Genomic DNA, 16202 nt, shown 5'->3' on the forward strand with positions numbered 1-16202 from the left:
GCGTCGTGGCCAAGATCATCGCCTGATTTGTGAGGTTTGATGGAGGGGTATAGCTCAATTGGCAGAGCGTCGGTCTCCAAAACCGAAGGTTGTAGGTTCGATTCCTACTGCCCCTGCCACCTGATGGTTGATGTGTATCAGCGCTGAGGGTGGTTTGAAAAGTTAAAAAGCAAGCCCGCCGGGAGTCAAAACTCCAGGTGGGCTTAAGCGTCTGAAAAGGCGCCCGAAGATTGAACAGGAAATCCGCCGACCATGGCCACTTCTCAAGTTGAAACCGTCAGTACCAGCGCCGACAAGGCCAAGCTGGGCGCGGCCATTGCTCTGGTGCTGGCTTCATTGGTGGGCTTTTACCTGCTGGCCAAACAAGGTCAGGTGGTTCAGTGGGGCGCCCTGATCCTTGGGCTGGTGGCGGCCGTGGCGGTGTTCATGCTGTCCGAGCCGGGCAAACAATTCGTGGCTTTCGGCCGCGATTCCTGGCGCGAAGTCCGGAAAGTCGTCTGGCCCGCCCGCAGGGAGGCCATTCAAATGACGGCCTATGTGTTCGGTTTTGTGGTGATCATGGCGCTCTTTTTGTGGTTTACGGACAAGACGCTCGAGTGGGTGTTTTACGACCTGATCCTGGGATGGAAACGATAATGAGCGATCTGAATGGCACGGTAGTCAGCGAAGTGGCGGCGGGTACGTCCCTCACGCCGACGCCAGGCATGCAGTGGTATGTCGTCCATGCCTACTCCGGCATGGAAAAAGCGGTCGAGCGCAATATCGTCGAACGCATCAACCGCGCGGGCATGCAGTCCAAGTTCGGCCGTTTCCTGGTGCCCACCGAAGAGGTGGTCGAAATCAAGAACGGCCAGAAAAAGACGACGGAACGCCGCTTTTTTCCCGGTTACGTCCTGGTCGAAATGGTCATGGACGACGAAACCTGGCACCTGGTGAAGCACACCAACAAGGTCACCGGTTTTGTCGGTGGTGCCAAGAACCGCCCGGCCCCGATCTCCGAGGAAGACGTCCAGAAGATCGTCAGCCAGATGCAGGTCGGCACCGAGAAGCCACGCCACAAGGTGGAGTTCGAAGCCGGCGAATACGTGCGCGTCAAGGACGGCCCGTTCACCGACTTCAATGGCACGGTCGAAGAGGTCAACTACGACAAGAACAAGGTGCGTGTGTCGGTCACGATTTTCGGCCGCGCCACGCCAGTGGAACTGGAATTCAGCCAGATCGAAAAAACGTAATTTCGGTCCGGTATTTGATTTCGCGCCTTGCAACTCGGCGCGAAACGGTCCCCAGGGACTGTTTTTGAGTTGTGTAACCCCCGGGGAGCCCGGGCCTGCCTTGATGGCGGCGCCCAGGCGTTATGACCCGCAAGGAGAAAAGTATGGCGAAAAAAATCGTCGGCTTCATCAAGCTGCAAGTGCCAGCTGGTAAGGCCAACCCGTCCCCCCCGATCGGCCCTGCGCTCGGTCAGCGCGGCCTGAACATCATGGAATTCTGCAAGGCATTCAATGCGCAGACCCAGGGTGTCGAGCCAGGTCTGCCACTGCCTGTGGTGATCACGGCATTTGCCGACAAGAGCTTTACCTTTGTGATCAAGACGCCTCCCGCAGGCGTTCTGATCAAAAAGGCCATCAAGCTCGACAAGGGCTCGTCCACGCCGCACACGGTGAAGGTGGGCAAGATCTCCCGCGCGCAGCTGGAAGAAATCGCCAAGACCAAAATGAAAGACATGACGGCTGCAGACCTCGACGCTGCAGTTCGCACGATTGCCGGTACGGCTCGCTCCATGGGCGTGTCGGTGGAGGGTGTTGTATGAGCAAGCTGACCAAGCGCCAAAAAACCATTGGCAACAAGATCGACAGCAACAAGCTGTACGCCTTGCCCGAGGCCCTGGGCCTTGTGAAAGAGTTCGCCGTCGCCAAGTTCGATGAGTCCATCGACGTGGCTGTGCAGCTCGGCATCGACGCCAAGAAGTCCGACCAGGTCGTTCGCGGCGCGGTCGTGCTGCCTAACGGCACCGGTAAGACCAAGCGCGTGGCCGTGTTCGCACAAGGCGCCAAGGCTGAAGAAGCCAAGGCCGCTGGCGCCGACATCGTCGGCATGGACGATTTGGCCGCCGAAATCAAGGCCGGCAAGATGGACTTCGACGTGGTGATCGCCTCCCCCGATGCCATGCGCATCGTGGGTACCCTGGGCCAGGTGCTCGGCCCCCGCGGCCTGATGCCCAACCCCAAGGTCGGCACCGTGACGCCTGACGTCGCTACCGCCGTCAAGAACGCGAAAGCCGGCCAGGTCCAGTTCCGCGTCGACAAGGCCGGTATCGTGCACGGCACCATCGGCCGCCGCTCGTTCGATACCGACAAGCTGCAGGGCAATCTGGCCGCGCTGATCGACGCGCTGCAAAAAGCCAAGCCGGCTTCGAGCAAGGGTGTGTATTTGAAGAAGGTAGCGGTTTCGTCGACGATGGGTGTGGGCGTTCGCGTCGACACGCAAACCATCGCAGCGTAATCGCGAAAATTTGGGTGGCTCCGCAAGGGCTGCCCGATGTGGTGGGCTGCCGGGGTTCGCTCCGGCAGGTCATCCAAGACCGTTGGCGCGGTGGGCTTTTGGGCTCGCCGCTTAATCGAAAGACAGCCAACGCAGATGGCGGTCCCGCTGCTTGAATGGTTTTGCAAAGAATCTGAAAACAGTTGGTCGCTGAACATGAGCGTGTTGAAGGGCTGAAGGCCGGCGCAAGCCGGCCGGAACCCGACGGCACATTTTTAAGGAGTAGACCTTGAGTCTCAACCGCAGTGAGAAACAAGCCGTCATTGATGAAGTGACCGGCCTCGCCGCTAAAGCTCAAACGCTCGTGATGGCGGAATACCGTGGTATCACGGTCGCCGACATGACCCGTCTGCGCAGCCAAGCCCGCGACAAAGGCGTGACCCTGAGTGTTCTGAAGAACACCCTGGCTCGCCGTGCCGTGGCCGGTAGCGCATTCGAAGTCGTGTCCGACCAGATGACCGGTCCGCTGATCTACGGCTTTTCCACAGATGCAGTAGCTGCCGCGAAAGTGGTATCTGACTTCGCCAAGACCAACGACAAGCTGGTCATTCGCGGCGGTGCATTCGGTGGCAAGACCCTGGACGTGAACGGCGTGAAGCAACTGGCCAACATCCCTTCCAAGGAAGTGTTGCTGGCCCAGGTGTGTGGCTTGCTGATGTCGCCCATGTCGCGTACGGCCGTTGTGCTGGGCGCCCTGGCGGCGAAAAAGGGCGGCGGCGCGGCCGAAGCCCCCGCAGCAGCCTAAGCACTGGCAGCGTAATTACCCAACTTTTTTAGGAAATCAAAATGGCATTCGATAAAGACGCATTTCTGACCGCGCTGGATAGCATGACGGTCCTCGAACTCAACGACCTGGTGAAAGCCATCGAAGAGAAATTTGGCGTGAGCGCAGCCGCCATGGCTGCTCCCGCTGCCGGCGGCGGCGGTGGCGGCGGTGCAGCTGCTGCTGAAGAGAAGACCGACTTCAACGTCGTGCTGCTCGAAGCCGGCGCAAACAAGGTGTCGGTCATCAAGGCCGTGCGCGAAATCACCGGTCTGGGCCTGAAAGAAGCCAAGGACCTGGTGGACGGCGCTCCGAAGAACGTCAAGGAAGGCGCTCCCAAGGCCGACGCAGAAGCCGCCAAGAAGAAGCTCGAAGAAGCCGGCGCGAAAGTCGAACTCAAGTAATTCTTGGTGTTCGAGAAGGCTGGAAGACCGTAGTCGGGCTTCCAGCCTTTCGTGCTTCAAGGAGCACGCCGAAAAGAGGATTTAAACCGTCTTCTTCTCAGTGTTCTTCGAACCCTTGCAGGCCCGTAGCCTGTCAGTTTCCTCGAATCCTGCAGGCCTGCAGCCTGCCCAGTGTTTTGTAGAAACACTGGAAAGCAGACTTAAACCGTCTGCTTTCCAGTGTTTTCTGACCCCGACTGCAGAAAACGCCTTGGTTCGGGTGACGTGCAATGCGTCGCCGTCCGCCATGGTTGGTAGTGGCCAACCACCAAGCTGCCTGAATACGTGGTGTATTCGGGCACGAGAGTCGCCAGAGCCCATCAACGCGGAGAACTCATGGCCTATTCCTACACCGAACGTAAACGCATCCGCAAAAGCTTCGGCAACCGCGAAAGCGTGTTGACTGTTCCCTATTTGCTGCAAATGCAGAAAGACGCGTACACAGCGTTCCTGCAAGCCGACCGCGCGCCCCAGAAGCGCACCATCGAAGGCCTGCAGGCAGCGTTTGACAACGCATTCCCTATCGTCTCGCACAATGGTTTTGTCGAGATGAAATTCATCGAGTACAACCTCGCCAAGCCCGCCTTCGATGTGCGCGAGTGCCAGACCCGTGGACTCACCTTCGCCTCGGCCGTGCGCGCCAAGGTGCAACTGATCATTTACGACCGCGAATCTTCCACGTCGCAGTCCAAGGTGGTCAAGGAAGTGAAAGAGCAGGAAGTCTACATGGGCGAAGTGCCCCTGATGACCGACAAGGGCTCCTTCGTGATCAACGGAACCGAACGCGTGATCGTGTCCCAGTTGCATCGCTCTCCCGGCGTGTTTTTTGAGCATGACAAGGGTAAAACCCACAGCTCGGGCAAACTGCTGTTCTCCGCCCGCATCATTCCTTACCGCGGCTCCTGGCTCGACTTCGAATTCGACCCGAAGGACGTGCTGTATTTCCGCGTCGACCGCCGCCGCAAGATGCCGGTCACCATCCTGCTCAAGGCCATCGGCCTGAACCCGGAATCCATCCTCGCGAACTTCTTCGTGTTCGACAACTTCCGCCTGATGGACAGTGGCGCGCAGATGGAATTCGTCGCCGAGCGCATGCGCGGCGAAGTGGCGCGTTTCGACATCACCGACAAGAACGGCAAGGTCGTGGTCGCGAAAGACAAGCGCATCACGGTTCGCCACACGCGTGAACTCGAGCAAAGCAACACCACCACCATCAGCGTGCCGGAAGACTTCCTGGTCGGCCGCGTGGTCGCCAAGAACATCGTTGACGCCGAAACCGGTGAAATCATCGCCAAGGCCAATGACGAGCTGACCGAAGTGCTGCTCAAGAAGCTGCGCGCGGCCGGCGTGCAGGACCTGCAGGTGCTGTACACCAATGAACTCGACCAGGGCGCGTACATCTCGCAAACCCTGCGCGCCGACGAAACGGCCGACGAGTTCGCCGCCCGTGTCGCCATCTATCGCATGATGCGCCCCGGCGAGCCGCCGACGGAAGACGCGGTGCAGGCCCTGTTCCAGCGCCTGTTCTACAACCCGGACACCTACGACCTGTCGCGCGTGGGCCGCATGAAGTTCAACGCCCGCGTCGGCCGCGATTCTTCCACCGGCCCCATGGTCATGACCAACGAGGACATCCTCGCCGTGGTCAAGATCCTGGTTGACCTGCGCAACGGCAACGGCGAAGTCGATGACATTGACCACCTCGGCAACCGCCGCGTGCGCTGCGTCGGCGAACTTGCCGAGAACCAGTACCGCACCGGATTGGCGCGTATCGAAAAGGCCGTGAAGGAGCGTCTGGGCCAGGCCGAGCAAGAGCCCTTGATGCCGCACGACCTGATCAACAGCAAGCCGATCTCCGCCGCCCTGAAGGAATTCTTCGGCGCGTCGCAGCTGTCGCAGTTCATGGACCAGACCAACCCGCTGTCCGAGATCACCCACAAGCGCCGCGTTTCGGCACTTGGCCCGGGCGGTTTGACCCGCGAACGCGCAGGCTTCGAAGTGCGCGACGTGCACGTGACCCATTACGGCCGCGTCTGCCCGATTGAAACGCCCGAAGGCCCGAACATCGGCCTGATCAACTCGCTGGCCCTGTACGCCCGCCTCAACGAGTACGGTTTCATCGAAACCCCGTACCGCCGTGTGGTGGACAGCAAGATCACCGACCAGATCGACTACCTGTCGGCCATCGAAGAAGGCAAGTACGTGATTGCCCAGGCCAATGCCGCACTGGACGAGTCCGGCAAGCTGACCGGCGACCTGGTGTCCGCCCGTGAAAACGGCGAGTCCGTGCTGGTCGGCGCGGAACGCATCCAGTACATGGACGTGTCGCCCGCGCAGATCGTCTCGGTGGCCGCTTCGCTCGTGCCCTTCCTGGAGCACGATGACGCCAACCGCGCGCTGATGGGCGCCAACATGCAGCGCCAGGCCGTGCCCGTTCTGCGTCCCGAGAAGGCCTTCGTCGGCACCGGCATCGAGCGCGTTTCCGCGGTCGACTCCGGCACCGTGGTGACGGCCAATCGCGGCGGCGTGGTCGACTACGTCGATGCCACCCGCATCGTGGTGCGCGTCAACGATGCGGAAGCCCTGGCCGGCGAAGTCGGCGTGGACATCTACAACCTGATCAAGTACCAGCGTTCCAACCAGAACACCAATATCCACCAGCGCCCCATCGTCAAGATGGGCGACAAGCTGGCCAAGGGTGACGTGATCGCCGACGGCGCATCGACGGACATCGGCGAGCTGGCACTGGGCCAGAACATGCTGGTGGCTTTCATGCCCTGGAACGGCTACAACTTCGAGGATTCGATCCTGATCTCCGAGCGTGTGGTGGCCGAAGACCGCTACACCTCGATCCACATCGAAGAACTCGTCGTAATGGCCCGCGACACCAAGCTGGGCTCCGAAGAAATCACGCGCGACATCCCGAACCTGTCCGAGCAGCAACTGAACCGCCTCGACGAGTCCGGCATCATTTATGTCGGTGCCGAAGTCCAGCCGGGCGACACGCTGGTCGGCAAGGTCACGCCCAAGGGCGAGACCACGCTGACGCCGGAAGAAAAACTGCTGCGCGCCATCTTCGGCGAAAAAGCCAGCGACGTGAAAGACACCTCGCTGCGCGTGAGCCAGGGCTCGCAGGGCACCGTGATCGACGTGCAGGTCTTCACCCGTGAAGGCATCGTTCGCGACAAGCGCGCCCAGCAGATCATCGACGACGAACTCAAGCGCTTCCGCCTGGACCTGAACGACCAGTTGCGCATCGTCGAGGCCGACGCGTTCGACCGTATCGAAAAACTGCTCGTCGGCAAGGTCGCCAACGGCGGCCCGAAAAAGCTCGCCAAGGGCAGCAAGATCGACAAGGCCTACCTGGCCGACGTCGAGAAGTACCACTGGTTCGACATCCGCCCGGCGGACGACGAAGTGGCTTCGCAGCTCGAAAGCGTCAAGAACGCCATGGAGCAGACGCGCCACAGCTTCGACCTGGCTTTCGAGGAAAAGCGCAAGAAGCTCACGCAGGGCGACGAACTGCCGGCCGGCGTGCTCAAGATGGTCAAGGTCTACCTGGCCGTCAAGCGCCGCCTGCAACCCGGCGACAAGATGGCCGGCCGCCACGGCAACAAGGGTGTGGTGTCCAAGATCGTTCCGGTCGAAGACATGCCCTACATGGCCGACGGCACGCCGTGCGACATCGTGCTGAACCCGCTGGGCGTGCCTTCGCGCATGAACGTGGGCCAGGTGCTTGAAGTCCACCTGGGCTGGGCCGCCAAGGGCCTGGGCCAGCGTATCGGCGACATGCTGCAGGCCGAAGCCAAGGTGGCCGAGCTGCGCAAGTTCATGGAAACGCTGTACAACAAGTCGGGCCGCGGTGAAGACCTGGCCAAACTGTCGGATACCGACGTGCTCGAGATGGCCGGCAACCTGGCCAGCGGCGTGCCCTTCGCGACGCCGGTGTTCGACGGCGCTTCGGAAGAAGACATCATGACCATGCTCAAGCTGGCCTACCCGGACGACATCGCCAAGGCCAAGGGCCTGACGGCGACGCGCACGCAGGCCCAGCTGTACGACGGCCGGACGGGCGACCAGTTCGAGCGCACCACGACGGTCGGCTACATGCACGTCCTGAAGCTGCACCACCTGGTGGACGACAAGATGCACGCCCGCTCGACCGGCCCCTACAGCCTGGTCACGCAGCAGCCTTTGGGCGGCAAGGCGCAGTTCGGCGGACAGCGTTTCGGCGAGATGGAGGTCTGGGCGCTGGAAGCCTATGGCGCCTCCTACACGCTGCAGGAAATGCTCACCGTCAAGTCCGACGACGTGCAGGGCCGTACCAAGGTGTACGAGAGCATCGTCAAGGGCGAGCACGCGATCACGGCGGGGATGCCCGAGTCGTTCAACGTGCTGGTCAAGGAAATCCGTTCGCTCGGTATCGACATCGAGCTGGAACGCAGCTAATTCAACAGGAAAGAAAAGGATTTAACTCATGAAATCATTACTCGACCTGTTCAAGCAATTCACGCCGGATGAGCATTTCGATGCCATCAAGATCGGCATGGCCTCGCCCGAGAAGATCCGTTCGTGGTCTTTCGGCGAAGTCAAGAAGCCTGAAACCATCAACTACCGTACCTTCAAGCCCGAGCGCGACGGTCTTTTTTGCGCCAAGATCTTTGGCCCCATCAAGGACTACGAATGCCTGTGCGGCAAGTACAAGCGCCTGAAGCACCGCGGTGTCATCTGCGAGAAGTGCGGCGTTGAAGTCACGCAGACCAAGGTCCGCCGCGAGCGCATGGGTCACATCGACCTCGCCGCCCCGTGCGCGCACATCTGGTTCCTGAAGTCGCTGCCGTCGCGCCTGGGCCTGGTGCTCGACATGACGCTGCGCGACATCGAACGTGTGCTGTACTTTGAAGCATACGTGGTGACCGACCCCGGCATGACCCCGCTGAAGAAATTCAGCATCATGTCGGAAGACGACTACGACGCCAAGCGCAAGGAATACGGCGACGAATACACCGCCAAGATGGGCGCCGAAGGCATCAAGGACCTGCTCGAAGGGCTGGACCTGGACGTCGAAATCGAGAAGCTGCGCAACGACCTGACCGGCTCCGAAATCAAGATCAAGAAAAACGCCAAGCGTTTGAAATTGATGGAAGCGTTCAAGAAGTCCGGCATCAAGCCGGGCTGGATGGTGCTCGACGTGCTGCCCGTGCTGCCGCCGGACCTGCGTCCGCTGGTGCCGCTGGACGGCGGCCGCTTCGCGACCTCCGACCTGAACGACCTGTATCGCCGCGTCATCAACCGCAACAGCCGCCTGCGCCGCCTGCTGGAGCTGAAGGCCCCTGAAATCATCGCGCGCAACGAAAAGCGCATGCTGCAGGAAGCCGTCGACTCGCTGCTGGACAACGGCCGCCGCGGCAAGGCCATGACGGGCGCCAACAAGCGCGCGCTGAAGTCGCTGGCCGACATGATCAAGGGCAAGTCGGGCCGTTTCCGCCAGAACTTGCTGGGCAAACGCGTCGACTACTCCGGCCGTTCCGTGATCACCGTGGGCCCGACGCTCAAGCTGCACCAGTGCGGCCTGCCCAAGCTGATGGCGCTGGAACTGTTCAAGCCTTTCATCTTCGCGCAGCTCGAGTCGCGCGGCATCGCCACGACCATCAAGGCGGCGAAGAAGGAAGTCGAATCCGGCACGCCGGTGGTCTGGGACATCCTGGAAGAGGTCATCAAGGAACACCCCGTGATGCTCAACCGCGCGCCCACGCTGCACCGCCTCGGCATCCAGGCCTTTGAGCCCATCCTGATCGAAGGCAAGGCCATCCAGCTGCACCCGCTCGTCTGCTCGGCCTTCAACGCCGACTTCGACGGCGACCAGATGGCCGTCCACGTGCCGCTGTCGGTGGAAGCGCAGATGGAAGCCCGCACCCTGATGCTGGCTTCGAACAACATCCTGTTCCCCGCCAACGGCGAGCCCTCCATCGTTCCTTCGCAGGACGTTGTGCTGGGCCTGTACTACACGACCCGCGACCGTACCAACGGCAAGGGCGAAGGCCTGGTGTTCTCGGACACCGGTGAAGTCCGCCGCGCTTTCGACGCGGGCGAGCTCGACCTGAACGCCCGCATCAGCGTGCGCCTGACCGAGTACACCAAGGACAAGGCCACCGGCGAGTTCGTGCCGTCGACCAAGCTGTGGGAAACCACCGGCGGCCGCGCGCTGCTCTCCGAGATCCTGCCCAAGGGCCTGCCCTTCTCCAACATCAACAAGGCGTTGAAGAAGAAGGAAATCTCCAAGCTGATCAACGTGTCCTTCCGCAAGTGCGGCCTGAAAGAGACCGTGGTGTTCGCCGACAAGCTGCTGCAGTCGGGTTTCCGCCTGGCGACCAAGGCCGGCATCTCGATCTGCATCGACGACATGCTGATTCCCAAGGAAAAGCCCGCCATCATTGCGCGCGCCCAGAAGGAAGTCAAAGAGATCGAGCAGCAGTATGTCTCTGGCCTGGTGACCTCCGGCGAGCGTTACAACAAGGTGGTGGACATCTGGGGCAAGTCCGGCGACGAAGTGTCCAAGGTGATGATGTCCCAGCTCTCGAAAGAGAAGGTCATCGACCGCAACGGCAAGGAAGTCGAGCAGGAATCCTTCAACTCCATCTACATGATGGCCGACTCGGGCGCCCGCGGCTCCGCCGCGCAGATTCGCCAGGTGGCCGGTATGCGCGGTCTGATGGCCAAGCCTGACGGCTCCATCATCGAAACGCCGATCACCGCCAACTTCCGCGAAGGCCTGAACGTGCTGGAGTACTTCATCTCCACCCACGGCGCCCGTAAGGGTCTGGCCGACACGGCGCTGAAAACCGCCAACTCCGGCTACCTCACACGCCGCCTGTGCGACGTGGTGCAGGATCTGGTCGTGACCGAAGAGGATTGCGGCACCCAGGAAGGCTCGCTCATGCGCGCCATCGTCGAAGGCGGTGAAGTCATCGAATCGCTGCGCGACCGTATCCTCGGCCGCACCTCGGTCGAAGACGTGCTGCACCCCGAGAACCGCTCGGTTCTGGTCAAGGCCGGCGTCATGCTGGACGAAGACCTGATCGAAGAACTCGAAGCAGCCGGCGTGGACGAAGTCAAGGTGCGCACCGCGCTGACCTGCGAAACCCGCTTCGGCCTGTGCGCCAAGTGCTACGGACGCGACTTGGGCCGCGGCGGCCTGATCAACATCGGCGAAGCGGTCGGTATCATCGCCGCCCAGTCGATCGGCGAGCCCGGCACCCAGCTGACGATGCGGACCTTCCACATCGGCGGCGCCGCATCGCGCGCGGCCATCGCTTCCAGTGTCGAGGCCAAGTCCAACGGCGTGATCGGTTTCAACGCACCGATGCGCTATGTGACCAACAGCAAGGGCGAGCTGGTCGTGATCGCCCGCTCCGGCGAGATCATCATCCATGACGAGCACGGCCGTGAGCGCGAGCGCCACAAGGTGCCTTACGGCGCCACGCTGACCGTCAAGGCCGACCAGACCATCAAGGCCGGCGCCATCCTGGCCAACTGGGATCCGCTGACGCGCCCCATCATTACCGAGTTCGCCGGCAAGGTGGCCTTCGAGAATGTGGAAGAAGGCGTGACGGTTGCCAAGCAGGTTGACGATGTGACGGGCCTGTCCACCCTGGTGGTGATCGACCCGAAACGCCGCGGCGCCACGAAGGTGATCCGTCCGCAGGTCAAGCTGATCGACGCTTCCGGCCACGAAGTCAAGATCCCCGGCACCGATCACTCGGTGACGATCGGCTTCCAGGTGGGCGCGCTGGTCCAGGTGCGCGACGGCCAGGACGTGGGCCCCGGCGAAGTGCTGGCCCGTATCCCGATCGAAGGCCAGAAGACCCGCGACATTACCGGCGGTCTGCCGCGTGTGGCCGAGTTGTTCGAAGCCCGTACGCCGAAAGACAAGGGCACGCTGGCTGAGATGACCGGCACCGTGTCCTTCGGCAAGGAGACCAAGGGCAAGGTTCGCCTGCAGATCACCGATCCCGACGGCAAGGTCTGGGAAGACCTGGTCCCCAAGGAAAAGAACATCCTGGTGCACGAAGGCCAGGTGGTCAACAAGGGCGAATCGATTGTGGACGGCCCCGCCGACCCGCAAGACATCCTGCGCCTGCTGGGCATGGAAGAGCTGGCCCGCTACATCGTCGACGAAGTGCAGGACGTTTACCGCCTGCAGGGCGTGAAGATCAACGACAAGCACATCGAAGTGATTGTTCGCCAGATGCTGCGCCGCGTGGTCGTTGAAAACGTCGGCGATTCCAGCTACATCGCCGGCGAGCAGGTCGAGCGTTCCGCCATGCTGGACGCCAACGACGCCTTGCGCGCCGAAGGCAAGGTCCCGGCCACCTACAGCAACCTGCTGCTCGGTATCACCAAGGCTTCGCTGTCGACCGATTCGTTCATCTCCGCGGCTTCCTTCCAGGAAACCACCCGCGTGCTCACCGAGGCTGCCATCATGGGCAAGCGCGACGAGCTGCGCGGCCTCAAGGAGAACGTGATCGTCGGCCGCTTGATCCCCGCCGGCACCGGCATGGCTTACCACGAGGCACGCAAGGCCAAGGACCAGATGGACGACGCCGAGCGCCGTGCCATCGCCGAAGCCGAAGCCGCCGAACTGGAAGCGATGCCCGCCGCGGCTGAAACCGGTGGCGACAGCGCCGCTTCCGAGTAAGCCGGCTGGCAAGAAGCTCCCGGCGCCCTGAAAGGCGCCCGGCCCCACACCCTGCAAAGGTGTGGGGCTTTTTTTTTGGGCGCTTGCCGCGTGGTTGCCACACCGGGCGGGCGGCCGGCTTGCCGATCCGGCCCAAAAGCAGTTAACCTCGCGGCAGCCTTCCGGCCTAGTCGCTTATTCGCCTGTTTCCCGGCTTACGGGATCCCCCGCACCAAGGAGCCCCATGTCCCTCAGTACGCTTGTCGCCATCGCCGTGTTTGCCCTGCTGGTTTTCTGGGCCGTGGGCGCCTACAACCGGCTGGTACGGCACAAAAACATCATTGCCAATGCCTTCGGCCAGATCGACGTGCAGCTCAAGCGCCGTTACGACCTGATTCCCAACCTGGTGGAAGCCGCCAAGAAATACCTGCAGCATGAACAAAGCACGCTGGAAGCCGTGATGTTGGCGCGCAACCAGGCGCGCAGCGCCAGCGATGCGGTGCGCAGCCGGCCCGCCAACGCCGGCGCCGTCACCGCGCTGGCCGCCGCCGAGCAGTCGCTCGAAGGCAGCCTGGGACGCCTCTTCGCCGTGGCCGAGGCTTATCCGGAACTCAAGGCCGACCAGACGATTCGCGAACTCAGCGAAGAACTCACGAGCACCGAAAACAAGGTCGGTTTCGCGCGCCAGGCCTACAACGACGCCGTGCTCGACTACAACAATGCGCAGGGGCAGTTCCCGGCCGTGTTGATTGCCCGCACGTTTGGCTTCGCGCCCTCGGCCATGCTGCGCGCGACCGAGAATGCCGCTGAGCGCCAGGCTGTGCGCATTCAAATGTGACGGCCCTCACGCTTTTCACTTCCTGTCATGCGTTTTTTTGAACGGCAGGAAACCGCCCGCACCCAGACCCTGCGGCTGCTGCTGCTCTTCGGTCTGACCCTGCTTGCGTTGCTGCTGGGCGTCAATGGTGCGCTGGCCTTGGCCTGGCGGCTGGTGACGCCGGGCTTTAGCGGCTACCCGGCTTACTTCTTCAGCGTCAACACCTCGGTGACCCTGCTGTTTGTGCTGGGCGGCTGGTGGTTGGAGACTTCCGTGCTGAGCAGCGGCGGCGAAGCGCTGGCACGCCGCGTAGGCGCGCGTGAAGCCTGGCCCGCCAGCCGGGAGGCGGAGCAGAAGCTTTGCAACATCATCGATGAGCTGGCCATTGCCGCCAGCATGAAACCACCGCTGGCCATGGTGCTGCCGCGCCTGGATGCGATCAATGCCTTCGCCGCGGGCTGGGGCGAGGACGACGCCGTCATCGCCGTCACGCAAGGCGCGCTCGACAAGCTCACGCGCGACGAGCTGCAAGGCCTGGTGGCCCACGAACTGAGCCACCTGCGCGAGGGCGACACGCGCCTGAACATGCGGCTGGCGGGCATGGTGTTCGGACTGGAAATGATTTTCAACCTGGGCCGCAGCATGTGCAGCGCCGACGCGAACGGCCAGCGCTCTTTTCTCGCCTTGCCCGGCTTTCCCATTCTGGTCAGCGGTTCGCTGGGCTGGCTGGCGGGGCGCGCGCTCAAGGCGGCGATCTCGCGCCAGCGCGAGTTCCTGGCCGACGCGCGCGCCGTGCAGTTCACGCGCAGCCGCGAAGGCCTGGGCGGTGTGCTGCGCAAGGTGGCCGGCGAGCTGGAACAGGGTATGGCGCCGTCGCGCAGCCTGCATCCGGCCGTGCAGCACATGCTGCTGGTGGATATGCGTGCCGAGGGCAGGTGGTTTGCCAGCCACCCGCCGCTGGCCGAGCGCATCTTCCAGATCTACGGCCGGCCCATGGCGGCGCTGTCCACGCAGGATGAAATCGCGACGCGGCCCGACGCCATTTTCTGAGCGCGGACGGCATGTCTTCGATAAGCTGGTGCTAAGCACATCACCAATGGTTCGAATGCTGGCGTGACGTGGCACGCTGAAGTACTGGATACTCCCTATAGGGTGCCAGGGGCACCGCGTTAAATTGTCAGCTGAAGAATACAAGCGGCGTTTTGAACCCGTCAGGAGAACCCTCATGAAAATCCCACGACTTGCGACATTCACCTTGCCACTGCTGTGGCTCGCCCTCTGCCCCCCGGCGCAGGCGCAAAACAAGGAGGCGCTCTATACGAAGAGCCTGGCCGCCACCTGCGCCAACTGCCACGGAACCAATGGCAAAGTAGTGGAGGGCTCCACGGTCACCTCGCTGGCGGGCCTGGACAAGGGCTACATCGTCGCGCAGATGAATGCCTTCAAGACCGGCACGCGGCCGGCTACGGTGATGCACCAGATCAGCAAGGGCTTTAACGACGCGCAGATCGAGTCGCTGGCCGGCTACTTCGCCGCACAGAAAAAGTAAGGAAGAAGGAACATCATGAACACGCAACTTCATTCCCTTTCTGGCTTCAAGCGCCGCTCCTTCCTGCAATCAGGCGCCGCCCTCGGCTTGTTGGGCCTGGCCGGCTGCGCCACAACCTCGGTCCCCTCCAAGGCCAAGGTCGTGGTAATTGGCGGCGGCTACGGCGGCGCCACCGCCGCCAAATATGTACGCCTGCTGTCCGACCACCAGATCGACGTGGTGCTGATCGAGCCGCAGGATGCCTTTATCTCCTGCCCGATCTCCAACCTGGTGCTCAGCGGCGGCAAGCAGATCTCCGACCTCACCACCTCCTACGCGGGCCTGTCGCGCGCCCACGGCATCACCGTGGTGAAGGACTACGCCAGCGCCATAGACACCGCGAAGAAAACCGTCACGCTGGCCCGCGGCGCCACCATCGCCTACGACAAGCTGGTGGTTTCGCCCGGCGTGGAACTGATGTTCGGCAGCATAGAAGGCCTCAAGGAGGCCAATGTCTCCAGCCAGGTGCTGCAGGCCTGGAAGGCCGGCGCGGAAACCGTTGCGCTGCGCCGCCAGCTCGAAGCCATGCCCGACGGCGGCGTCTACGCCATCACGATTCCCGAAGCGCCTTACCGTTGCCCGCCCGGCCCCTACGAGCGCGCCTCGGTGATCGCCGGCTACTTCAAGGCTGCCAAGCCGCGCAGCAAGGTGCTGATCCTTGACGCGAATCCCGACGTCACCTCCAAGGGCCCGCTGTTCAAAAAGGTCTGGGCCGAGCAATACAAGGGCATCGTTGAATACCGCGGCCAGCACAAGGCCACCGCGGTCGACGCCAAGGCCGGCATCATCAGGTTCGACGTGCAGGACGACGTCAAGGCCCATGTGCTCAATGTGCTGCCCGCGATGCGCGCCGGCACCATCGCCGTGCAGGCGGGCCTGAACAACCAGGCCAACAACCGCTGGTGCGGCGTTAACTACCTGACGTTCGAATCCTCCGCCGCGAAAGACGTGCACGTGCTGGGCGACTCCATCCAGGTGGCGCCGGCCATGCCCAAGAGCGGCCACATGGCCAACAACCACGGCAAGGTCGCGGCGGCCGCCATCGTGGCCCAGCTCTCGGGCTGGGACGTCAACCCCGCGCCCATGCTGACCAACACCTGCTACAGCTTTGTCGACAACAAGAACGTGATCCACGTGGCCAGCGTGCATGAATACGTGGCCGCCGAAAAAACCTTCAAGGCCGTCGCCGGTTCCGGCGGCGTCAGCACGGGCCCCACCGAACTGGAAGGCGTCTATGCATTGAACTGGGCCAGTAACATCTGGGCCGACACTCTGGCCTGACCGGCACCTTCGAATTGCAAGCAGGGGCCGCGGGACTGGCTTTGCCAGACCGCAGGCGCCGCCCCCGGAGGGGGGAGCAGGCTACACGCAGT

Annotated in this window: 12 protein-coding genes and 1 tRNA gene; all 13 read left to right on the top strand. The window is 62.4% G+C overall.

The genetic code is table 11. The features are described 5' to 3' along the window. Nucleotides 1–43 precede the first annotated feature (43 nt). Nucleotides 44–119: transfer RNA gene (locus PMI15_RS16215), tRNA-Trp, on the top strand. A gap of 133 nt (nucleotides 120–252) precedes the next feature. Beyond that, nucleotides 253–636: a preprotein translocase subunit SecE gene (secE, locus tag PMI15_RS16220; protein WP_007871330.1), complete on the top strand. Its 384-nt coding sequence runs from the start codon at nucleotides 253–255 to the stop codon at nucleotides 634–636. Between the two features lie 68 nt (nucleotides 637–704). Next, nucleotides 705–1232 (top strand): transcription termination/antitermination protein NusG, encoded by a 528-nt coding sequence (gene nusG, locus PMI15_RS16225; RefSeq protein ID WP_369751959.1) that lies wholly within the window; start codon nucleotides 705–707, stop codon nucleotides 1230–1232. 143 nt (nucleotides 1233–1375) lie between these two features. After that, complete coding sequence (gene rplK / locus PMI15_RS16230) at nucleotides 1376–1810, top strand: 50S ribosomal protein L11 (RefSeq protein WP_007871338.1); 435 nt, start codon at nucleotides 1376–1378, stop codon at nucleotides 1808–1810. Continuing rightward, nucleotides 1807–2502, top strand: a complete 696-nt coding sequence (gene rplA, locus PMI15_RS16235; protein ID WP_007871339.1) for a 50S ribosomal protein L1 — start codon at nucleotides 1807–1809, stop codon at nucleotides 2500–2502. Before rplK ends, rplA begins: the two co-directional genes overlap by 4 nt. A gap of 268 nt (nucleotides 2503–2770) precedes the next feature. Then, nucleotides 2771–3286 (top strand): 50S ribosomal protein L10, encoded by a 516-nt coding sequence (gene rplJ / locus PMI15_RS16240; protein ID WP_007871341.1) that lies wholly within the window; start codon nucleotides 2771–2773, stop codon nucleotides 3284–3286. Between the two features lie 41 nt (nucleotides 3287–3327). Next, nucleotides 3328–3708 carry a 50S ribosomal protein L7/L12 gene (gene rplL / locus PMI15_RS16245; RefSeq protein ID WP_007871345.1) on the top strand — a complete coding sequence of 127 codons (381 nt, stop codon included), beginning with the start codon at nucleotides 3328–3330 and terminating at the stop codon, nucleotides 3706–3708. 375 nt (nucleotides 3709–4083) lie between these two features. Further along, nucleotides 4084–8196, top strand: a complete 4113-nt coding sequence (rpoB, locus tag PMI15_RS16250) for a DNA-directed RNA polymerase subunit beta (RefSeq protein ID WP_007871348.1) — start codon at nucleotides 4084–4086, stop codon at nucleotides 8194–8196. A gap of 28 nt (nucleotides 8197–8224) precedes the next feature. Then, nucleotides 8225–12445, top strand: coding sequence for a DNA-directed RNA polymerase subunit beta' (gene rpoC / locus PMI15_RS16255; protein WP_007871351.1), 4221 nt, complete (start codon nucleotides 8225–8227; stop codon nucleotides 12443–12445). 223 nt (nucleotides 12446–12668) lie between these two features. Beyond that, the gene (locus PMI15_RS16260; protein ID WP_007871354.1) at nucleotides 12669–13262 is read left to right on the top strand and encodes a LemA family protein; all 594 of its coding nucleotides are present in this window, start codon (nucleotides 12669–12671) and stop codon (nucleotides 13260–13262) included. A gap of 27 nt (nucleotides 13263–13289) precedes the next feature. Further along, complete coding sequence (locus PMI15_RS16265; protein ID WP_007871356.1) at nucleotides 13290–14291, top strand: M48 family metalloprotease; 1002 nt, start codon at nucleotides 13290–13292, stop codon at nucleotides 14289–14291. A 175-nt stretch (nucleotides 14292–14466) separates the two neighbouring features. After that, nucleotides 14467–14790, top strand: a complete 324-nt coding sequence (locus PMI15_RS16270) for a c-type cytochrome (protein ID WP_007871358.1) — start codon at nucleotides 14467–14469, stop codon at nucleotides 14788–14790. A gap of 15 nt (nucleotides 14791–14805) precedes the next feature. Next, nucleotides 14806–16110 (top strand): NAD(P)/FAD-dependent oxidoreductase, encoded by a 1305-nt coding sequence (locus PMI15_RS16275; RefSeq protein WP_007871360.1) that lies wholly within the window; start codon nucleotides 14806–14808, stop codon nucleotides 16108–16110. Nucleotides 16111–16202: the final 92 nt, after the last annotated feature.

Origin of the sequence: Polaromonas sp. CF318 (assembly GCF_000282655.1) — a bacterium.
In the GTDB taxonomy this organism is placed as follows: domain Bacteria; phylum Pseudomonadota; class Gammaproteobacteria; order Burkholderiales; family Burkholderiaceae_C; genus Polaromonas.